The organism is Streptomyces sp. S.PB5 (assembly GCF_030403745.1).
In the GTDB taxonomy this organism is placed as follows: domain Bacteria; phylum Actinomycetota; class Actinomycetes; order Streptomycetales; family Streptomycetaceae; genus Streptomyces.
The window spans coordinates 382,251-397,618 of the sequence record NZ_JAQMWP010000003.1 but is presented as its reverse complement, the minus strand read 5'-3'; the positions used below and the strand labels follow the sequence as shown (position 1 = coordinate 397,618).

Genomic DNA, 15,368 nt, shown 5'->3' with positions numbered 1-15,368 from the left:
CGCCCAGGGCGCCGACCTTGTGCGAGGGCGCCGCCCGTCAGCGGCGCCGGAAGCGTTCCTCGACGGCGACGGCCGCCGCCGCGACGGCCCCCAGCACGGGGACCGCCAGCGGCGCGACGAACAGGGCGGACAGGGCCACGACACCCAGCCCGCAGACGATCAGGAAGGACCCGGCGGGATCGAGCACGGTCCGCCGTCCGGCGTCCGCGAGCAGCACCCGCCAGGCGTCACCGGGCGTCCAGTCGGCCGCCGCCCGCAGCAGGGCCACCGCGACCCCGATCAGCGCGAAGATCCCGACCGCCCCGACGAACGGCCCGCCGGGGATCCCGGCCCGCGCGGCCAGGACGTCCACCCAGACCGCGAGGACCACCGCCCACCCGGCGAGCCCGACAACCCACCCACCTCGCAGGGCCGTACGGAAGTCCGTGACGAACGCCCGCCAACCGCCGCCCTCGTGCGTCGTACGACGCCGCAGATGCCGGGCGCCGGCGGCGAAGGCGGCCGGATAGGTGACGACCCCGAGACAGGCCACGGCGATCCACACCCCGGTGAGCAGACACTCGGCGAAGACCGAGAACCGCTCGCCGAACATGGACTCCCTGCGCCGGGAGCGGGCCTTCACTCGTGCTTCCGCCATGGTGACCGCCTTCAGCCCTTTCCGCTCACTTCAGTCCGGACGTCGCCATGCCGTCGATGAGATACCGCTGGAAGGCCATGAAGAACGCGATGACCGGCACCAGCGCCACCAGCGACATCGCGATCATGCTTCCGTAGTTGGAGATGCCCTCCTGGTCGCGGAACATCATCAGGCCGAGCGAGACGGTGTACTTGTCGGGGGTGTTCAGGTAGATCAACGGCCCCATGAAGTCGTTCCAGGCGTTGATGAAGGTGAAGATGGCGCTGGTGATGAGGGCCGGCCGGGTCAGCGGCAGCACGATGGACCAGTAGGTCCTGAAGTGTCCGCAGCCGTCGAGCTTGGCGGCCTCGTCCAGCTCACGCGGCAGCCCGCGCATGAACTGCACCATCAGGAACACGAAGAACGCCTCCGTGGCCAGGAACTTGCCCGCGACGAGCGGCACCAGGGTGTCGGTGAGCTCAAGCTTGCGGAACATCACGTACTGCGGGATGAGCAGGACGTGATACGGCAGCAGCAGCGTGCCGATCATCAGTGTGAACAGCAGGTTCCGCCCGGCGAACCGGATCTTGGCGAAGGCGTAGGCGGTCAGTGAGCTGGACAGCACCACACCGGCCACGGCCAGGCCCGCGTACAGCAGCGAGTTCGTGAAGAAGGTGCTGATGGAGATGCCGGAGATACCGTCGGCGAGCCCGGAGAAGTTCTCCCAGACCGGCTTGGTCGGCAGCAGGTCGATGCTGGCGATGATGTCCTTGCTCGGCTTGAACGAGGCTCCGAGCACCCAGATCACGGGATACAGGACGACCGCGAGGACGAGGAGGGCGCCCACGTGCCAGGCGATCGATCCCACGCGCTTGCGTTCGTTCGCGGTGCGCACGGCGGGAGTGCTGACAGTGGTCACTTGGCGGCCTCCTCGTAGTGCACCCACTTCTTCTGCGACCAGAACAGGACCGCCGTGACCAGCGCCACCGCGACCACCAGTGTCCAGGCCATCGCGGAGGCGAAGCCCATCTGGGCCTCCTTGAAGCCCTTCTGGTAGAGGTAACAGGTGTAGACGAGCGTGGCGTCGGCGGGCCCGCACTGGGTGTTGGACACGACATAGGCGGAGCCGAACACCTGGAACGCGTGGATGGACTCCAGCAGCACGTTGAAGAACAGCACCGGGGAGATCATCGGCAGCGTGATGTTCCAGAACCGCCGCAGCGGACCGGCCCCGTCCATCTCGGCGGCCTCGTACAGCTCCTGCGGGACCTGCTTGAGGCCGGCCAGGAAGATGACCATCGGTGCGCCGAACTGCCAGATACTCAGGGCCACCAGGGCGTAGAGGACGTAGTCCGGGTTGCCGATCCAGCCGCCGACGTCGAGCCCGAAGATCTTCTGACCGCGGTCCACGATCGCGTCGTCGGAGAACAGCGCCCGCCACACGAAGCCGACGGAGACGCTGGCGCCGATCAGCGAAGGCATGTAGAACGCGGCCCGGTACAGCCCCTGTCCGCGCCGCTTCTGCGCGAGCAGCAGCGCGACGCCCAGCGCGAGCAGCAGCTTCAGCGGGGTGGCCACCACCACGTACTTCAGGGTGACCTCGACCGACTTCTGCCAGCGCGGGTCCTGGAACATCGTCGTGAAGTTGTCGAAGCCCACCCACTCCGGTGGAGTGAAGAGGTTGTAGCGGGTGAACGCGTAGTACAGCGACGCGATCATCGGCCCCGCCGTGAGCACCAGGAACCCGGCGATCCACGGCGACATGAAGAGATAGCCGGCGATGTTCTCTCGGCGCCGCCCGCGCCGCCCGGCGACAGGAGCGGCGGACCGCTTCTTCGCCGGGCGCGCGGGCGCTTCCTTGACGAGCGTCATGGCGGTACGTCCCCTCAGCCCGCGAACGCGGCCTTGGCCTCGCTGAACAGCGCCTTGGCGGCGTCGGCCGGCTTGGTCTTGCCCTGGGCGACCTCGCCGCCGAGACGCAGGAACGCCGCCTCGATGACATCGGCGCCCGACGGGTGCGGCGTGATCTTCCCGAGCACGCCGGCCTTGGCGACCTCTTCCTCGTACGCCTTGACGCCCTTGTTGTTGGGGTCGGTGGGCACGAACGCGTCGTACTGCTCCGTCGTGGAGAGGATGCCGCGGTCGTAACCCATGATCTTGCCGACCTCGGGGTCGTGGACCATGAAGGAGATGAACTGGGCGGCTTCCTTGGGGTGCTTGGTCCCGGAGAAGGCGCTGAGCATCAGCGAGCCGAGGTACTGGCCGGTCTGCTTGCCGTCCGTGGTGGGGATCGGCGCGAGCCCGTAGTCCGACTCGCCCTCGCCCTCGTAGCGGATGGAGAAGTTGTCCCAGGTGAACTCGGAAGCGGCGAGGCCGGCCGACAGACCCGACTTGGGCTGGACCTGCTCGATCTTCTTCGGGTCCGTGACGAGGCCGGACCGTACGCGCTTGTAGCCGTCCTCCCACCACTGCGTCAGATCGTCCTCGGTGAAGCCGAGATCGGAGTCGGTGAAGAAGGCCTTCCCGTTCTGACGCAGATACAGGTCGTACAGGTACATGATGCCGAAGTAGCCGGTGTCACCGGCGATCTTCAGCTTGTCCTGGATCGTCTGGAGGGCGTCGAAGTACTCGTCCCACGTCCAGCCCATCTTCGCCTCGACGCCCGCCTTCTTGAAGGCGTTGAGGTCGACGACGAGGGCCATGGTGTTGGCGCCGACGGGGATGCCGAGCTGCTTGCCGTCGACCTGACCGTTCGCCAGAACGCCGTTGCGGAAGTTGTCCAGGCTCAGATTCCCGGAGTCCGCCTGGGCCTTGAGGTCCAGCAGAACACCGCGCTTGTCGTACTTGCGCAGGAAACCGACCGCATTCTGGAAAACGTCCGGCGGATTTCCACCGGAGGCCTGCGTCTGGAACTTCTCCCAGAACGCTGCGTAGTCGGTGAATTCCGGCTTTATCTTGATCTTCGGATACTTCTTCTCGAAGACGGCGATCGCCTTCTTCATGGCGATGGTGCGCGGCTCACCGCCCCACCACGCGTAACGGAGCGTCACATTCCCGTCGCCGGAACCGCTGTCGCCACCGCACGCGGTGGTCGCTCCCAGCCCGATGGCGGCCGCGGAGGCCCCGGCCACCTTCAGGATCGTTCGCCTCTCAACATTCCTGCTGGTTCCCATGGTTGGGCCCCCTCCCCGCAGCGTCATTGCCGCCTGCATGAATCGTTTCAAGTAAGCGCTTGCTGGCACAAGCTACGAGGGGCCTCGGGGTGCGTCAATGATTCGGACAGGAATTTCTTGCGGGCCGGTTCGGCAAGTTGACGGCACCGTCCGGGACTGTGCCGCAGCACACACTGCGAAGTCGCAGGTGGAGAGCCGGGGTTCGAGCAGCCGAACATGAACTGGCCTGCCGCACCCGACAGTTGCCCGGCCGAAATTCATCGAAGGCCCGGAGGGCCGGAAACGACGTCGGCCCGACTGCGCTCTGGCAGTCGGGCCGACGGTCCGGGTGGGCGATACTGGGTTCGAACCAGTGACCTCTTCGGTGTGAACGAAGCGCTCTCCCACTGAGCTAATCGCCCGGACGCAGGAAGAACATTACCCCATGTCAGGGGGTGCCTGAGCACCCCCCGCCGGGCCGCCGGTCACTGGTCCTTGATGTTCCACGGCATCTCGAAGCCGAACTTGTAGAGGTAGATCCCGCCGAGCGCGGCCACGATCACCAGGCCGATCGACGTCAGGATGATGTTGCGCCGCCGCACCCTGGGGTCGAGCGCCCGCTGGGCCGCCTCGGTCACCTTGCGCTTGGTCCAGCGCAGCACCAGCTGCGCCCAGACGAACTCGGTCGCCCAGATCGCCATGCCGCCGAAGATCACGACCCAGCCCGGCCCGGGCAGCGGAAGCATGATGATGCCCACGACCACGACCGCGAGCCCGATGATGAAGATCCCGACCTGCCAGCTCAGGTGCAGCGCGCGGCGCGCCTTGATGAACTCCGGTGCTCTGGAGCCGAGCGACTGCTCGCCCTTCGCCCCGTCCGTACCGGTCCCGTCCGATGCCACGCCGGCCTCGCCCGGCTGGTCACTCCCCGTATTCATACGGCCAAACTTTACCCGAGGGAAACCAGTCACCGGAATGGAGGTAGCTCGCGAACGGGTCCTCGGCCGGAAGAGTTACGTAAAGGCACGCAAAACACTCAGAGGGGTTTACAACGGCACCGTAGGTGGCATGTCGATTTCGCCGACGTGCGAATCCCCGAGCGCACACTGAGCGAAAGGCCCTGGCGCTTATGAACACCACGGTCAGCTGCGAGCTGCACCTGCGCCTCGTTGTGTCGAGCGAGTCCTCCCTGCCTGTCCCCGCAGGCCTGCGGTACGACACGGCCGACCCCTACGCCGTGCACGCCACCTTCCACACCGGAGCCGAGGAGACCGTCGAGTGGGTGTTCGCCCGCGACCTCCTCGCGGAGGGCCTCCACCGGCCCACCGGCACCGGCGACGTCCGAGTCTGGCCGTCGCGCAGTCACGGTCAGGGCGTCGTGTGCATCGCCCTGAGCTCCCCGGAGGGCGAAGCACTGCTCGAGGCCCCGGCCCGGGCCCTGGAGTCGTTCCTGAAGCGTACGGACGCCGCCGTGCCCCCGGGCACGGAGCACCGCCACTTCGACCTCGACCAGGAGCTCTCCCACATCCTGGCGGAGAGCTAGGGCGAGGCCGCACCAAGCCGCCCGGCGCCGTCGACTCGGGGTGACGGCTCGGGCCACAACAACCGCATAGGTACGCACACCGGCGCCGTCGCCGCGGATTCTCGCGGGGCGGCGCCGGTGTGCGCAGGCGTATGTGCGCACCGTCACTACCGGTTCACGGGGTCCGGAGCCGGTACGGGCGCTCGTGGAGCCATTACCATCGGCCAGCATCGGCGGGCGCTCGCCCGACCCCCAGGCCAGGGAGCGAAATGTGCTGATCACCCACGACACCCGGTGTGCCCTAGATACCGTGGTGGATCTGGTGAACACCGCACCGGAGGACAGCACGACGCCGGACGCGCTGCCGGACGTCGCGGCTCTCGGCGATTTCGTGGACAAGCACGAGATCAGCGATGTGGGAGTGCTCTCGGAGTTCGATCTCTCGGCGGTGCGCAAGATCCGCGCGCGGTTCGCCGCGATCTTCTCCGCCCCGGACGCCCGGGCCGCCGCCGGACTGATCAACGAGCTGGTGGCCGCGGCGGGCACCACTCCCCGGCTCACCGACCACGACGGCTACGACTGGCATGTGCACTACTTCGCGCCCGGCGCCTCCGTCGCCGATCACCTCGCGGCGGACTGCGGCATGGCGCTGGCCTTCTTCGTGGTCGCCGGGGAGCAGGAGCGGCTGCGGCGCTGTGAGGCCCCGGACTGCCGGCGCGCCTTCGTCGACCTCTCCCGGAACCGCTCCCGGCGGTACTGCGACAGCCGGACCTGCGGGAACCGGCTGCATGTGGCCGCGTACCGGGCGCGCCGCAAGGAAGCGGCGGGCTGACCGCCGGCTCGGCAGGGGTGTCGACGCGGTACCCGGCGGGTGACGCCGGGTACCGCGGGTACGGCTCAGAGCAGCAGCAGATCGTGCAGCGCAGCCATGAGCAGCAGACACCCGATCACCGCAAGGAAGATCATCAGCGGTGGCTGGGAAAGGGCGAAAAGGCACCCGCGCGGCTCGTCCTGCGGCGGCGCGGTGTCGCTCTGTGTCGTGTCCAGCATCTCGCGGGCGATGATGGCGTACGCGGCACCCCCCGGGTGACCAACACGCCAGGAAAGAACGGCAGTTCGCCGGATCCCGTGACGAGCGGTTCAGGCGGTGGACGATCTCCGGACCGGTGCGGGCCGACTGTGTCGTTTCAGTCCGCCTGCACCCGTCATATGCCGAGCCGCTTCATATGCCGTGCTTCTTCAGGATGGCCTCGATGTCGCTGAAGTCGTCCCCGGCGCCCGCGCGAGGGGCCGCTGCGGGGCGGGTGGCCGGGCCCAGCGAGGGCGCCGAGGCCGCCGGGGCCACCGCCTCGGTCTGAGCGGACCGGGCTGCCTTGCGCTCCTTGCGGGTTCCGCCGCGGCGCCGCTCCACCGCGCGCGTGCTCACGAAGAGCAGCCAGGAGGCGCCGAGCACCCCGAAGCCTGCCCAGGCCGTCGGGCTGAAGGCGGTGTCCGCCACCCAGTCGACGACGCCGGTCATCACCAGACCGAGCGGCACGAGGGAGTACGCGGCGAGGCGGGCGGCCGCGAGGAAGCGCTTGCGGTACGCCGTGACCGCCGCGATGCCCAGGCCGGCCGCGGCGACGGCGGAACAGACGGTCTCGGCAATCATCCGGTCCTCCAGGCAGGGCTCGCACGGGCAGTTCGTCCCTTCCATCCTGCACCGCCCCGACCCCTCGGGGCCATGGTCCGGCGGGACATCAGGGACATCTCCGGGTCGGCTCCTCCGGAGGTGCCGGTCCGGGTGTACGGCCCCCGATGCCTTCCGGGGCCGATTGGGTCGTCCGGGGCCCGGCTGGAAGACTGTGCGGCATGAGCGACTCCTCCCCCGTGCGTCCCGCCGTCCCCGTGCTCGAAGTCTGGTGCGATCTCCAGTGCCCGGACTGCACGAGCGCCCTGGAGGATGTCCGCGCCCTGCGCGCGCGTTACGGCGACCGGCTGGAGCTGCGGCTGCGGCACTTCCCGCTGGAGAAGAACAAGCACTCCTTCGCCGCCGCACAGGCCGCCGAGGAGGCCGCCGAGCAGGGCAAGGGCTGGGAGTACACCGAGGCCCTGCTGGGGCGGGTCGAGGAGCTGAACCGTACGGGAGAACCCTTCCTGGTGCGGCTGGCCGGCGAACTCGGACTGGACGACGAGGAGTTCGACACCGCGCTGATCGACGGCCGGCACATCCTGATCGTCGACGCCGACCAGGCCGAGGGCAAGGCGATCGGCGTGACCGGGACCCCGACGTATGTCATCGGCGGCGAACGTCTCGACGGCGGCAAGAGCCAGGAGGGGCTGCGCGAGCGCATCGAGGAGATCGCCGACCGACTGCTGGCCGGGCAGGGCGCCTGAACCGTCGTACGACGTGGTGCGGTGGTTGTCGGGGGTCGGACGTCGGACGCGGTGGGGCTACAGCAAAGGCTTGTAGTAGGCGTACTGGGTCGTCTCGTAGCCGAGTGACTCGTAGAGCCGCTCGGCCGGGGTGTTGCCCGCGAACACGTTCAGGCCGAGGGTGTGTTTGCCGAGGGCGTGTGCCTGGATCTCCGCGAGCAGCATGAGCGTGCGGCCGTGTCCGCGGCCGCGGTGGGCCTCGTCGGTTTCCACGTCGTAGACGAAGGGGCTGCCGTCGCGCAGGGCGAGCCAGAGGACGCCCACGCGCGTGCCCTCGTGCTCCAGGATGCTGAACTGCATGTTCTCGCTGGCCAGGCCCTGTGACAGCAGGGTCTCGTGGTCGCGGGCCGACTTGGCGCGTGCCTCGGCCTCGGGGACGCCCCGTTCGATCCAGGTGCGGATGTAACTCTCGGATTCCTGCTCCAGCCACGCGTCGAACTCGGCCCGCGTCATGGGGCGTGCCCGGCTGCCGGCGGGCAGTTCGGGCGGGGTCTCGCCGAGTCGCTTCACCATGCCGCGGTTGCGCAGGACATATCCGAGCGCGCCGACGAGCCGCAGCGCGGCCTCGGCTGCCGCGGGTACGCCGATCTCGATCTCCCGGCAGCCCCAGCCGCGCGCGACCTCCTCGGCGGCGAGCGCGGCCACCGTGCCGCGGCCGCGGCGCCGGTCGGGCTCCTCGATGCGCAGGTCGTTGATGCGGGCCACCGAGTCACCGAAGGCCGGTGACGTACCGAGGTGTATCGCGCCGACGGGACGGCTGTTCACGCACACCCGGTAGCGGCGTGAGAGCGTCCCGTCGGCGTTGCGCTGAAGCGGCTCGACCGGCCGCAGGGTCGTGGTCATCACGGGTGTTCTACCCGCCGGGGACCTCCGAGTCAGCCCAATTTGCTGGGCCCTCTCCTTAGGCCCTTCACGGGTCCAGGTCGTCCCCGGACCGCTCGTCGAAGATCCGCATGGCCTTCGCGGTGACCGGGCCGGGGGTGCCCGGCAGTTCGCGGTCGTCGACGCGGTGCACGGCCTGGACGTCGCGCAGGGTGGAGGTCAGGAAGACCTCCTCGGCGCGCTCCAGGACGTCCAGCGGCAGATCGGTCTCCCTGGCGCCGGTCCATTCGACGGTCAACGCGCGCGTGATGCCCGCGAGGCAGCCGGAGGCGACGGGCGGGGTGTGGATCTCACCGTCCAGGACGACGAAGACGTTCGACCCGGTGCCCTCGCAGAGCTGCCCGACCGTGTTGGCGAACAGCGCCTCGGTCGCGCCCTGCTCGCGCGCGCGGGCGAGGGCGACGACGTTCTCGGCGTACGAGGTGGTCTTGAGGCCGGCGAGCGCGCCGCGCTCGTTGCGGGTCCAGGGGACCGTGACCACGGCCGTCGAGTCGGCGCGGCGGGTGGTCTCGCCGAGGGCGACGACGAGCGTCGGGCCGTGCTCGCCGCGGTCGGAGCCGAGGGGGCCGTGGCCGCCGGTGTAGGTGATGCGGAGGCGGCCGAGCGGCATGGGGTTGGCCTCCAGGACGGCCGCACAGCCTCGGCGCACCTCGTCCAGGTCCGGGTCGGGCAGACCGAGGCCCCGCGCGGAACGGGTCAGCCGGTCGAGGTGCCGGGTGAGCGCGAAGGGCTTGCCGTCCACCGCCTTCACCGTCTCGAAGATGCCGTCGCCCACGGTCAGTCCGTGGTCGAAGACGGAGACACGGGCGGACTCGATGTCCTGCAGCCCGCCGTCGAGCCAGATCTTCACCTCAGGGTCCCTTCGCTCACCTCGTACGTTCCCGACGCTACCGCGAGCAGCCGGGCGGCCTTCAGCTCGGTCTCCCGCCATTCCCCCTCCGGGTCCGAGCCCCAGGTGATGCCGGCGCCGGTGCCGAATCTCAGCACCGCGCCTCCGGCGGCACGGTCGATCCAGAAGGTGCGGATGCCGACGGCCAGCTCACCGGTACCCCGGTCGGCGTCGACCCAGCCGATGCCCCCGCAGTACGGACCGCGGGGCGCGGTCTCCAGGGCGTCGATGATCCGCAGGGCGCTGGACTTGGGGGCCCCGGTGACCGAACCGGGCGGGAAGGCGGCGTCGAGGAGTTCGGGCCAGCCGGCGCCGTCGCGAAGTTCGCCGCGAACCGTCGAGACGAGGTGGACGAGCCCGGGGTGCTTCTCCACCACGCACAGGTCGGGGACGGTGACGGAGCCGGTGGCGCAGACCTGGCCGATGTCGTTGCGGACCAGGTCCACGATCATCACGTTCTCGGCGTAGTCCTTCTCCAGGAGGTCCGCCTCGGTGCGCCCGGTGCCCTTGATCGGCCCGGACTCGACGACCTGTCCGTCGCGGCGCAGGAAGAGCTCGGGGGACGCGGTGGCAATCTCCACACCGTGCCCCGGCAGCCGGATCGTTCCTGCATACGGTGCCGGGTTGCCGCGCGCCAGCAGGGCGGTCAGAGCGTCCACGTCGGCGTCGGGGGCCACGGGCGCGGTCAGTACGCGGCAGAGGTTCGCCTGGTAGACCTCGCCGGCTGCGATGTGCTCACGGATGCGGCGGACGCCCGCCGTGTACCCGGCGCGGTCGAGCGACGACGTCCAGTCGCCGGTCGCCGGGCCGTGCCAGGCCCCCGGCACCGGGGCGGGCACCGGCTCCCGTCGTACGTCCCGGAAGCGGGCGCAGGTCAGACGGCCCTCGTAATCGGCGCAGACGGCCCAGAAGCCGCTGGAGTCCAGGGCTGCGGGATCGCTGGTGACATCGAGGAGGCCGGTGGCGACGCGGTCGCCGAAACGGGCGAGAGGAGCGAGGTCGTGCACGTCGTCGAGTCTATGGCGGGTGTCCCGCGGGTGACCTGGTCATGTCCCTTCGGGGCCTGTGACCATGTCCGTCGTCGGGTGCAGGGCAGCACGCTGCACAAACGCGTTTTTGTACTGGCCCGGGAATCCGCTAGAGTTCAACACGTCGCCGGGCCGCGAGAGCGGAACGGAAAGACAGGCGAACGTAGCTCAGTTGGTAGAGCGCAACCTTGCCAAGGTTGAGGTCGCGAGTTCGAACCTCGTCGTTCGCTCGAAAGAGCAAGGGGATCTTCCCGACCCCCTACACTCCTGGTGGAGTGGCCGAGAGGCGAGGCAACGGCCTGCAAAGCCGTCTACACGGGTTCAAATCCCGTCTCCACCTCCAAGGACGATTAGCTCAGCGGGAGAGCGCTTCCCTGACACGGAAGAGGTCACTGGTTCAATCCCAGTATCGTCCACTGGATCTTCGACAGATCATCGAAGGTCTGACCCGCGCGATTAGCTCAGCGGGAGAGCGCTTCCCTGACACGGAAGAGGTCACTGGTTCAATCCCAGTATCGCGCACGCAGTACGCACGGCTCGCGGCCGTGGTCCCGCGCGATTAGCTCAGCGGGAGAGCGCTTCCCTGACACGGAAGAGGTCACTGGTTCAATCCCAGTATCGCGCACATGGAGAAGCCCCCGGTCCTGTGACCGGGGGCTTCGTCGTCCGTGCGCAGCTTCCGTGCTCAGCTGGAGAACAGCATGTGGCCGAAGCTCTTGTGACGCTTGTGGCCGTAGTGACCGCCGTGGTGACCGCCGTGCTGCGGGGCGCCCCAGACCGGGGCCGCGGGTGCTGCCGGGTAGGCCTGCGGGGCCGCCGGGGGCGGCGGGGCGGGCTGGCTCCACTGGGACTCCAGGCGGGTCAGCGCCTCCAGCTCGCCGTAGTCGAGGAAGATCCCGCGGCAGCCGCTGCACTGCTCGATCTGAACACCGTTGCGGTTGTACGTGTGCATGGGCGCGTGACACTTCGGACACTGCATCGTCGGCTCAACTCCTCGCCGGTTGGTCCTGCTTCGCGTTACGCCAGGACAGACTCTGTCCGGCTCCGGTCGGTTGCACCCTACTTCGCGTCGGTCCGGGCCAACTCGGATGGAGCGGAACCCATTCGGGCACAGGCGTCCACGAGAGCCTGCTCCACCTCGTCCAGGGGGCGGTCCGCGGCGACGGCCTTGGTGACGGCTCTGGCGGCGGTCTGCACGGTGAGGGCGCGGGCCGGGACGTCCAGAGCGGGCCACGGGTCGCCTGTCGGCGGGACGGCCGGGCCGTCGGCCGCCCTGTAGGCGTCGAGGAAGCGGGTCCATTCGTCGGGCGGGAGCAGGCCGCAGGCGAACCAGGCGGCGGGGCGGGCGAGGTCCCAGGCGGGGACGCCGTGTCCGATGTCGTCGACGTCGATGAGCCGCCACGGGCCGTCGGGGGCGGGGTGGCGGACCAGCTGGCCCAGGTGGAGGTCGCCGTGGCAGAGGGTGGTGGTGTCCGGCATGGGGGTCTCGGCGCGGGCCCAGGCGGGGAGGGTGGACCAGGCTTTCAGGACGGGGCGTATGAGGGGGGCGAGGGGGTCGGTGGCGGGGGTTGTGGTCGCGCGGAGGGGCTCGGAGGCGGCGGTTGTGGTGGCACGGAGGCGTTTGATGGCCTGGGCCGCCTTTGCCGGGCCGCGCATGGGGGGTGTGCCGGGTGGGGCGGGGGTGCGGTGGAGGTGGGCTAGGAGGGTGGCCGCTTCCTCCCAGGGGGCGGCGTCCGGGTTCTCCGGGTCCACGGGAGTGCCGTAGGGCCAGAAGGTGACCAGGCGGCCGTGCAGGTCGACTGGCGTCGGGGTGAGTGGAGGGAGGAGGACGTCGGGGATCTTTGACGCTGTGGTGAGGCGGGACGTCAGTTCGGCGGGGTGGGTGTGCGGGGCGTGGGCCTTGGCGACGGTGTCGGCGTGGCGGACGACTGTGGCGTCGGGGCGGTCGGTGAGGACGTGTGCGGTGCAGGGGCAGGTGGGGGTGGTGAGGGAGTGGGCCCTGGCCTTGACTCGGGCGGTGAGCTCGGAGAGCAAGGGGGTGGTCACGGGGCTCCCTGGGGGTGGGGTGGGGTCTTTCGTGAGGGTACGGGGAGGGGTGGGGTGGGGTGGTTGCGAGCGTCGGGTTTTTCTCGCCCCCGCCGCCCCTACCCGTCCCGTTCCCAGGGGCTGCCGCCCCTTCGACCCCGCCCAGGGGCTCTGCCCCTGGACCCCGCTGAGGCTCCGCCCCGGACCCCGATCGGCCCGAAGGGCCTCGTCCTCAAACGCCGGACAGGCTGAAATGACCCGCACCGGCATCCAAGAAGCGCCGCACCCTCACCCACCGCCCCCGAGGCGCAGCCCCAACGGGTGGAAGGGGATAGGGATGGCCAAGCCTCGTCCTCAAACGCCGGACGGGCCGGCATTCTCCGGGGCCGCATCGCGAACCGTGGTCGTTCGAAAGGTGGGTACAGCAATGCCGGCGCAGCTCCCCAGCTGCGCCGGCATTTGTGCCGTCCGCCGCACCCCCGTCCCCACGGGGTTTCATGGGTGGATGTCCCCGCCCGGACCGCTCTTCCGGGCCTGGGGTCGCCGCTCAGCGCCCCAGCATCACGCCCACGGACGACGCCTGTGTGGCCACTGTCTCCCAGCCGTCGAAGACGAGGAGGAGCAGGGCCGCCAGGGGAAGGGCCATGAGTGTCGCCACCAAGGGGTGGCGGCGGCCCTGACGGCGGGGGCGGAACGGCTTGCGTTCCTGGGTGCGGATCAGTGTCCGCGGTGCCGTGTGGGCCATGGTCCCTCTCCTGACCGTTTCGGTGTCGTTGGCAGCGGCGGGTGTCTGACCTCGGGGGACGAGTGCTGCACCCGCCGCTTGACCTCAAATCTAGGCGTCCGGCGCCCACCGCACGTCATGCCCTCGTACCGATTGGCTGGCCTCCCGGAGGATGAGCCATGACCTGCGGAGTACTCCCCTGGGTGGAGACGAGGTCCTAGGTCTCCGGGTCTTCCCGGAGGGGGTGCCCGGACTGTCCCGCTTTCTCCGAGCCGTCCTCGCGGGGCACCGGCTGCTCGACCAGTGCCAGGACTCGGGTCGCCATGAAGCGGGCGGTGCGGACCACCGAGCCGCTCCGGGTGACTTCGCTCACTTCCACGACACCTCGGCGTACCGCTGTCTCCACCCGGCGGCCCGCCCTGCTCGCCACCACCTCGTATGTGCGCGTCGTGTCCCCTGCGTCCACGACTATCTCCACGCGATCACCCTTCACGGGTTCAATCCCCCTTCTGCGACGGGTGGTTGAGATCGCCTGCAGAGCGAACGCGCCCTGCTTCCGCGCTCCCTGACCACCCCTCAATTCTCCCACCCGGCACTGACAATCCATCGGGACGAGAGGGCGCGGCCTCTGCGCGCGGGCGGCCGGGGAAACGTAAGCTGTGGCTCGTCACACGGACCGGGCAGCGGGGATGAACATGGCGATGATGCGCCTGAGGCGCGAGGACCCGCGCGTCGTCGGCTCGTTCAGGCTTCACAGACGGCTCGGCGCGGGTGGGATGGGCGTCGTCTACCTGGGCTCCGACAAGAAGGGGCAGCGGGTCGCGCTGAAGGTGATCCGGCCCGATCTGGCCGAGGACCAGGAGTTCCGTTCGCGGTTCGCGCGTGAGGTCTCGGCGGCCCGGCGGATCAGGGGTGGGTGCACGGCACGGCTCGTCGCCGCCGACCTCGACGCGGAACGGCCGTGGTTCGCCACGCAGTACGTGCCCGGGCCCTCCCTGCACGACAAGGTCGCCGACGAGGGGTCGCTGGGCGCTGCCGAGGTCGCCGCCATCGGGGCCGCCCTGTCCGAGGGGCTCGTCGCCGTGCACGAGGCGGGGGTCGTGCACCGGGATCTCAAGCCGTCCAACATCCTGCTGTCGCCCAAGGGGCCGCGGATCATCGACTTCGGCATCGCCTGGGCCACCGGGGCCTCGACGCTCACGCATGTCGGTACGGCTGTCGGGTCGCCCGGGTTCCTCGCGCCCGAGCAGGTACGCGGCGCCGCCGTCACCCCGGCCACGGACGTGTTCTCGCTGGGGGCGACTCTGGCGTACGCCTCCATGGGGGACTCGCCCTTCGGGCACGGCAGTTCCGAGGTGATGCTGTACCGCGTGGTGCACGAGGAGGCGCAGCTCGGCGGGGTGCCGGACGCCTTGGCTCCGCTCGTGCGGGCCTGTCTCGCCAAGGACCCGGAGGAGCGGCCCAGCACGCTCCAACTGTCCCTGCGGCTCAAGGAGATCGCCGCCCGGGAGGCACAGGGGCTTGCCGATGTACGGCCGCCCGCGCCTCGTGCGGGTGAGAGCGACCGGCCCACCGGACGGCTCGCCGAACCGAGCTATCCGGAGCAGCAGCGCACCCAGCGGCGTCCGCAGGGGCAGGCGCCCGGCGCCACCCAGCGCACTCCCCCGCCCCGCGGGTCGGCCCCGCGCGGGTCCGTACCGCCGCGGAACGGCACGCCGTCCCGGAGTGGTGGCACGGCCTCCCCCCGGAACGGGGTTCGGCCCACGCCCGCCGCGCGGAACACCACGCGCTCCGGCAACCGTCCGGCGCCGCGCAGCGGTACCGGGCGTCAGGGACCGAGGACCACGGGGACGGGGCGGCGGCCGGCCAATCCGCGGCTGCTGCGGCAGCGGCTGTTCGTGTTCGTGGTGGTGACGCTGCTGGTCGCGCTCGGTATCGCCGCGGCTCAGGGATGCCAGGGGCCGGCCCGGGGGCTCGACGGGGACCGTGATGTCGTACGTCATCAGCAGGAGCATGTGCCGTCGTTGGACGAGCGGCAGCTGATGGATCAGCGGTTGGAGTCGGCGTTCGAGACGTCCGTGACCCACGAGACGTCCTCCGACTAGGACGTCGTAA

The 15,368-nt window shown here is 69.9% G+C and carries 18 protein-coding genes and 6 tRNA genes; 9 read left to right on the top strand and 15 right to left on the bottom strand.

Annotated elements, in window-relative coordinates; translation table 11 throughout:
• Nucleotides 1-37: 37 nt before the first annotated feature.
• The 6 genes from PH203_RS10685 to PH203_RS10660 form a co-directional block, all read right to left on the bottom strand.
• A complete protein-coding gene (locus tag PH203_RS10685; protein WP_289919030.1) occupies nt 38-637 on the bottom strand; it encodes a hypothetical protein in 600 nt (199 codons plus the stop codon).
• Nucleotides 638-662: 25 nt separating this feature from the next.
• Nucleotides 663-1,535: a carbohydrate ABC transporter permease gene (locus PH203_RS10680; RefSeq protein WP_289919029.1), complete on the bottom strand. Its 873-nt coding sequence runs from the start codon at nt 1,533-1,535 to the stop codon at nt 663-665.
• The gene (locus tag PH203_RS10675; protein WP_289919028.1) at nt 1,532-2,488 is read right to left on the bottom strand and encodes a sugar ABC transporter permease; all 957 of its coding nucleotides are present in this window, start codon (nt 2,486-2,488) and stop codon (nt 1,532-1,534) included. The genes PH203_RS10680 and PH203_RS10675 overlap by 4 nt, the downstream gene beginning before the upstream one ends.
• Before the next feature lie 14 nt (nt 2,489-2,502).
• On the bottom strand, nt 2,503-3,789 hold the full coding sequence (locus PH203_RS10670; protein ID WP_289919026.1) for an extracellular solute-binding protein: 1,287 nt from the start codon (nt 3,787-3,789) through the stop codon (nt 2,503-2,505).
• 329 nt (nt 3,790-4,118) lie between these two features.
• Nucleotides 4,119-4,190: transfer RNA gene (locus PH203_RS10665), tRNA-Val, on the bottom strand.
• A gap of 63 nt (nt 4,191-4,253) precedes the next feature.
• Nucleotides 4,254-4,706: a TIGR02611 family protein gene (locus PH203_RS10660; protein WP_289919024.1), complete on the bottom strand. Its 453-nt coding sequence runs from the start codon at nt 4,704-4,706 to the stop codon at nt 4,254-4,256.
• A gap of 191 nt (nt 4,707-4,897) precedes the next feature.
• Here PH203_RS10660 and PH203_RS10655 point away from each other — a divergent pair, with 191 nt between their 5' ends.
• Both PH203_RS10655 and PH203_RS10650 read left to right on the top strand, forming a co-directional pair.
• Entirely contained in the window at nt 4,898-5,311 is a 414-nt protein-coding gene (locus PH203_RS10655) for an SsgA family sporulation/cell division regulator (protein WP_004002642.1), read from the top strand.
• Nucleotides 5,312-5,561: 250 nt separating this feature from the next.
• Nucleotides 5,562-6,122, top strand: a complete 561-nt coding sequence (locus PH203_RS10650) for a CGNR zinc finger domain-containing protein (protein WP_289919022.1) — start codon at nt 5,562-5,564, stop codon at nt 6,120-6,122.
• Between the two features lie 65 nt (nt 6,123-6,187).
• Here PH203_RS10650 and PH203_RS10645 read toward each other — a convergent pair whose 3' ends face one another.
• Together PH203_RS10645 and PH203_RS10640 are read right to left on the bottom strand one after the other, a co-directional pair.
• On the bottom strand, nt 6,188-6,340 hold the full coding sequence (locus tag PH203_RS10645) for a hypothetical protein (protein ID WP_170068264.1): 153 nt from the start codon (nt 6,338-6,340) through the stop codon (nt 6,188-6,190).
• 172 nt (nt 6,341-6,512) lie between these two features.
• Nucleotides 6,513-6,941, bottom strand: coding sequence for a hypothetical protein (locus PH203_RS10640; RefSeq protein ID WP_289919015.1), 429 nt, complete (start codon nt 6,939-6,941; stop codon nt 6,513-6,515).
• Between the two features lie 200 nt (nt 6,942-7,141).
• On the opposite strand from PH203_RS10640, the gene PH203_RS10635 reads away from it, so the two are divergent.
• Complete coding sequence (locus tag PH203_RS10635; RefSeq protein WP_289919013.1) at nt 7,142-7,666, top strand: DsbA family protein; 525 nt, start codon at nt 7,142-7,144, stop codon at nt 7,664-7,666.
• Nucleotides 7,667-7,723: 57 nt separating this feature from the next.
• Here PH203_RS10635 and PH203_RS10630 read toward each other — a convergent pair whose 3' ends face one another.
• The 3 genes from PH203_RS10630 to PH203_RS10620 form a co-directional block, all read right to left on the bottom strand.
• Nucleotides 7,724-8,548 (bottom strand): GNAT family N-acetyltransferase, encoded by an 825-nt coding sequence (locus PH203_RS10630; protein ID WP_289919010.1) that lies wholly within the window; start codon nt 8,546-8,548, stop codon nt 7,724-7,726.
• A 67-nt stretch (nt 8,549-8,615) separates the two neighbouring features.
• Nucleotides 8,616-9,437 carry an aminodeoxychorismate lyase gene (locus PH203_RS10625; protein WP_289919008.1) on the bottom strand — a complete coding sequence of 274 codons (822 nt, stop codon included), beginning with the start codon at nt 9,435-9,437 and terminating at the stop codon, nt 8,616-8,618.
• A complete protein-coding gene (locus PH203_RS10620; RefSeq protein WP_289919007.1) occupies nt 9,434-10,483 on the bottom strand; it encodes a chorismate-binding protein in 1,050 nt (349 codons plus the stop codon). The genes PH203_RS10625 and PH203_RS10620 overlap by 4 nt, the downstream gene beginning before the upstream one ends.
• 178 nt (nt 10,484-10,661) lie before the next feature.
• Here PH203_RS10620 and PH203_RS10615 point away from each other — a divergent pair.
• From PH203_RS10615 to PH203_RS10595, 5 genes are all read left to right on the top strand, one after another.
• Nucleotides 10,662-10,734, top strand: a tRNA-Gly gene (locus PH203_RS10615).
• Between the two features lie 39 nt (nt 10,735-10,773).
• Nucleotides 10,774-10,847: transfer RNA gene (locus tag PH203_RS10610), tRNA-Cys, on the top strand.
• A gap of 1 nt (nt 10,848) precedes the next feature.
• A tRNA-Val gene (locus PH203_RS10605) sits at nt 10,849-10,920 on the top strand.
• A 34-nt stretch (nt 10,921-10,954) separates the two neighbouring features.
• Nucleotides 10,955-11,026: transfer RNA gene (locus PH203_RS10600), tRNA-Val, on the top strand.
• A gap of 31 nt (nt 11,027-11,057) precedes the next feature.
• A tRNA-Val gene (locus tag PH203_RS10595) sits at nt 11,058-11,129 on the top strand.
• Between the two features lie 60 nt (nt 11,130-11,189).
• On the opposite strand, the gene PH203_RS10590 is transcribed toward PH203_RS10595, so the two are convergent.
• The 4 genes from PH203_RS10590 to PH203_RS10575 form a co-directional block, all read right to left on the bottom strand.
• Complete coding sequence (locus PH203_RS10590) at nt 11,190-11,483, bottom strand: zf-TFIIB domain-containing protein (protein WP_289919005.1); 294 nt, start codon at nt 11,481-11,483, stop codon at nt 11,190-11,192.
• A gap of 80 nt (nt 11,484-11,563) precedes the next feature.
• A complete protein-coding gene (locus tag PH203_RS10585; RefSeq protein ID WP_289919002.1) occupies nt 11,564-12,550 on the bottom strand; it encodes an aminoglycoside phosphotransferase family protein in 987 nt (328 codons plus the stop codon).
• A gap of 526 nt (nt 12,551-13,076) precedes the next feature.
• Entirely contained in the window at nt 13,077-13,274 is a 198-nt protein-coding gene (locus tag PH203_RS10580; RefSeq protein WP_289919000.1) for a hypothetical protein, read from the bottom strand.
• 196 nt (nt 13,275-13,470) lie between these two features.
• The gene (locus PH203_RS10575) at nt 13,471-13,746 is read right to left on the bottom strand and encodes a hypothetical protein (RefSeq protein ID WP_289918998.1); all 276 of its coding nucleotides are present in this window, start codon (nt 13,744-13,746) and stop codon (nt 13,471-13,473) included.
• A 196-nt stretch (nt 13,747-13,942) separates the two neighbouring features.
• Between PH203_RS10575 and PH203_RS10570 the strand changes: the two genes are divergently transcribed.
• Nucleotides 13,943-15,358: a serine/threonine protein kinase gene (locus PH203_RS10570; RefSeq protein WP_289919449.1), complete on the top strand. Its 1,416-nt coding sequence runs from the start codon at nt 13,943-13,945 to the stop codon at nt 15,356-15,358.
• The last annotated feature ends 10 nt before the right edge of the window (nt 15,359-15,368 follow it).